This is a genomic window from Curtobacterium sp. VKM Ac-1376 (genome assembly GCF_015351025.1).
Classification (GTDB): domain Bacteria; phylum Actinomycetota; class Actinomycetes; order Actinomycetales; family Microbacteriaceae; genus Curtobacterium.
Window position 1 is genome coordinate 1 of record NZ_JADKRV010000043.1, and the last position, 3,195, is coordinate 3,195.

Genomic DNA, 3,195 nt, shown 5'->3' on the forward strand with positions numbered 1-3,195 from the left:
CTGCTCGACGGCGACGTCGCCGGTGGCATCGCCGCCGCCCTGCCCGGCTCGACGATCGACATGTGCGTCGGTGTCGGCGGCACCCCCGAGGGCATCATCACGGCGTGCGCGATCAAGGCGTGCCGATCAACAGACTCAACAACCTCACTGAACATCACAGCTAACTCGACCCGGTCCAACTTCCGGGGTTTCGGGCGCCGCGCACGAGCACGGCACTGCTTCTCCGCGGAGTAGGGCCGGTAGGTTTCACCAGCTGCGGCGTTCCTCGTCAGCTCGCGGCTGATCGTCGACGGCACCCTACCGAGTGCTCTCGCGATCGCGCGCACACCTTCACCACTCAGATGCAAGTCCGCGATCTGGAGGCGTTCTTCCTGGCTGAGGTACCTGTCGGAGCGGGGCATGTGCGCGAACGGGTTCCGCCCGCCGGCTGCTTTGACCCATCGGTATCCTGACGTCGATCCACGCCGACAGCATCACAGGCCGCCGTTCGGCCAAGGCCCTGTCTCAACAGCTCCCAGAACCGCGCCTCTCGAGCACGGTGTTCCAGCCTCGACCCCATCTGCAGCACTCCGATTCACGGTGGTGTTGCAACGACCGCCTGAACCCAAGATCGGCTACGGAGACGGGATCACGACACGGAGCGGTGCGAAAACGACGACACCGAACGAAGCTGCTCACAGGCCACAGGCCACAGGCCACAGGCCACAGGCCACGGGCGTCCCGTGAACGATCGGCTACCGAGAACGAGGGGATAGCGCCTCCCTACTCGTGAGTTGGTCCCCGGAGCCATCATCAGGGCCAGCCTCAAGCTTCGGCGAGGCCGATGCGTGTCCTCACTGGTCTTCCTTTCGGTGGAACGACTCAAGTTGCTGGCGAAGTCATCGCTGCGGGCCACCGCACGCCCGGGGGCATGGGGTGAGTCCTCGGCGCAACCGTGCATCTTGGAACCGCTGGGGTGCTCTTCAGCTGCTCTCGTTCGAGTCGCCGGGCAGCACCACTTCGGTGAGGCCTGGATGCGTCCAGCTGGCGAGGAGCGCGAGGGCTTGGCTCGAGGGTGAGCTCGGTTCCGTTGTGTAGACGTAGAGAACCTGCTTGGGGTCGGCGGGGAGGGTGAGGGTCTCGTACTGCACCTCGAGCGGGCCGACGACGGGGTGGTGGAGGCGTTTGGTACCGAAGGTGCGTTGGTGCACTCGTTGGGCCGTCCACCATTGGCGGAAGTCTGCGCTGGAGAGCGAGAGTTCTCCGATGAGCTGTTGGGTGCCGGCGTCGTCAGGGTTCGCGGCGGCGTCGAGTCTTAGTGCCTCGACGGCGTTCCTGGCTTGTTCTTCCCAGTCGAGGAACAGGTCTCGGGCGTGCTCGTCGAGGAGAAGCCATCGGGCATAGTTCCGCCGCTTCGCGGGCATGGCTTCGAAGTCGGTGAACAGTGCTCGGGCGAGAGCGGTGGAGGCGAGGACGTCTGTCCGGTTGCCGAGGATGAGCGCCGGGTGTGAGGAGAGTGAGTCCAGAAGCTGCCGGAGTCCTGGACGGACGCGCTGTGCCGCTGGCCGGATGACTGACCGTGGCGCGCCGGCTGACGCGTTTAACGTGCGGAGGTAGGTGTGGCTTGCTTCGTCGAGGTCCAGCGCTCGGGCGAGCGCGTCGACGACTTGAGCGGAGGGCGTCAGGTGTCGACCCTGCTCCAGTCGGGTGTAGTAGTCGGTGGACACGCCCGCGAGGAGCGCGACCTCTTCACGGCGCAGGCCCGGAACGCGTCGGGTCCGGCCGTCTGGAAGCAAGCCCGTGTCCTGCGGGTCACGGTTGGCGCGAGCGCGGCGGAGGAACTCGCCAAACTCGCGATGGAGATCGCTCACAGCAGTATCTTCCCAGGGGTCACGGGGCTGGTGGGCTGGTCGGGGGCGGGGCCACGGCTTCGTCTCAATGGCCCCGCCTCCTACAGGTGGTGAGTCTCAGCGCACGTAGTCGGTGCTGTGTGCCAGCTCGCGGCCCGCGAGGATCTCGGCCTTCAGCGAGTCGGCCTTGCCCTCAGCGAGGCCGGACGAGTCGGAGCCGAGCTGCTGGCGCATCGGTCCGGTTTCGGTGCTCGCGATCGTGACGAGTGCTGTGGCTGCCTTGTTCGGATCGCCTGGCTGGGTTCCGGGCATCTGCTTGTGCGCCGCGATCATCTCCCGGATGCTCGGGTAGGCGTCCGAGACGTCCTCGGCGACGGCGAGGGAGTTGTCGGTGAGGAAGTCAGTGTCGAAGTAACCGGGCTCGACGATCGAGACTCTGATGCCGAAGTCGGCCACTTCAGCCGCGAGCGATTCTGAGAGACCTTCGACGGCGTACTTGGCTGCGCAGTACAGTCCCCAGCCGGGGAAGGACAGAACGCCGAGGATCGAGGACACGTTGATGATGTGGCCACTCCGTTCCTGCCGCATCTGGGGCAAGACCGCCCGGATAACGTTCCAGGTGCCGTTCACCTGCACGTCGAACATCGCCTGAACATCGGAGTTGCTGGTTTCCTCGACGGCGCCGAGGTAGCCGTACCCGGCGTTGTTGACGACGACATCGATGCGGCCGAAGCGCACCGTCGCCTCCTTGATCGCGTCGGCCACTTGCTCCTCGTCGGTGAGGGTGACCTGCAGCGGGAGCAGGTTCGTCGTGTCGACATCGTCGAGGGCAGTGAGAAGTCGCTCGGACGACCGGGTGGTGGCGGCCACGTGGTCGCCGCGCTGCAGGAGGTGGGCGACGAGGGCTCGCCCCAGCCCGCGAGAGCTACCAGTGATGAACCAGACAGCAGGACGGTCGGTGGGATACGTCATGAGGAGTTCCTTTCGGTGTTGGTACGTCCAATCTCGCGCCGAATCGGGTGCCGGACGGGGCCATACGTCGCCCTCGTACGACTAGGACTGGCGTTCCCACCCGAGGGGCCGCCCGTTGCAATAACATGCTGGTCTTGCGCGTGCCCTCAGCAGAGCAGATTGGTCCCGTAGCGCTTCGTCGGCGGCGGTGCCTCCGCTCGAGCCTGCAGCACCGAACGGCGCCGTCACCGTCGTCACCTACGACTCGTCTGACAGGGTGACGGCGGGTTCCGAGGGTTCCGCTGGTGCACCGAAGTCCGAGTAGACGGCTTCACACCCTGCCCGGTAGCTGATCCTTGGGTTCTTGCGGTGGTTGCAACACCTGATGGATGGTGTGCTGTGGCGACGTACTCGA

The 3,195-nt window shown here is 65.8% G+C and carries 3 protein-coding genes and 1 pseudogene; 1 reads left to right on the top strand and 3 read right to left on the bottom strand.

Annotated features, from left to right (window positions below):
- The coding region (locus ITJ56_RS18010) for a fructose-bisphosphatase class II (protein WP_194632006.1) at positions 1–234 on the top strand (234 nt) is incomplete at its 5' end.
- 26 nt (positions 235–260) lie between these two features.
- On the opposite strand, the pseudogene ITJ56_RS18015 reads toward ITJ56_RS18010, so the two are convergent.
- The 3 genes and pseudogenes from ITJ56_RS18015 to ITJ56_RS18025 all read right to left on the bottom strand — a co-directional run.
- Positions 261–401 (bottom strand): annotated as a pseudogene (locus tag ITJ56_RS18015) (helix-turn-helix domain-containing protein); the annotation flags it as partial.
- A gap of 561 nt (positions 402–962) precedes the next feature.
- Positions 963–1,850 (bottom strand): helix-turn-helix domain-containing protein, encoded by an 888-nt coding sequence (locus tag ITJ56_RS18020; RefSeq protein ID WP_194632007.1) that lies wholly within the window; start codon positions 1,848–1,850, stop codon positions 963–965.
- A gap of 96 nt (positions 1,851–1,946) precedes the next feature.
- Positions 1,947–2,801, bottom strand: a complete 855-nt coding sequence (locus ITJ56_RS18025; protein WP_194632008.1) for an SDR family NAD(P)-dependent oxidoreductase — start codon at positions 2,799–2,801, stop codon at positions 1,947–1,949.
- Positions 2,802–3,195: the final 394 nt, after the last annotated feature.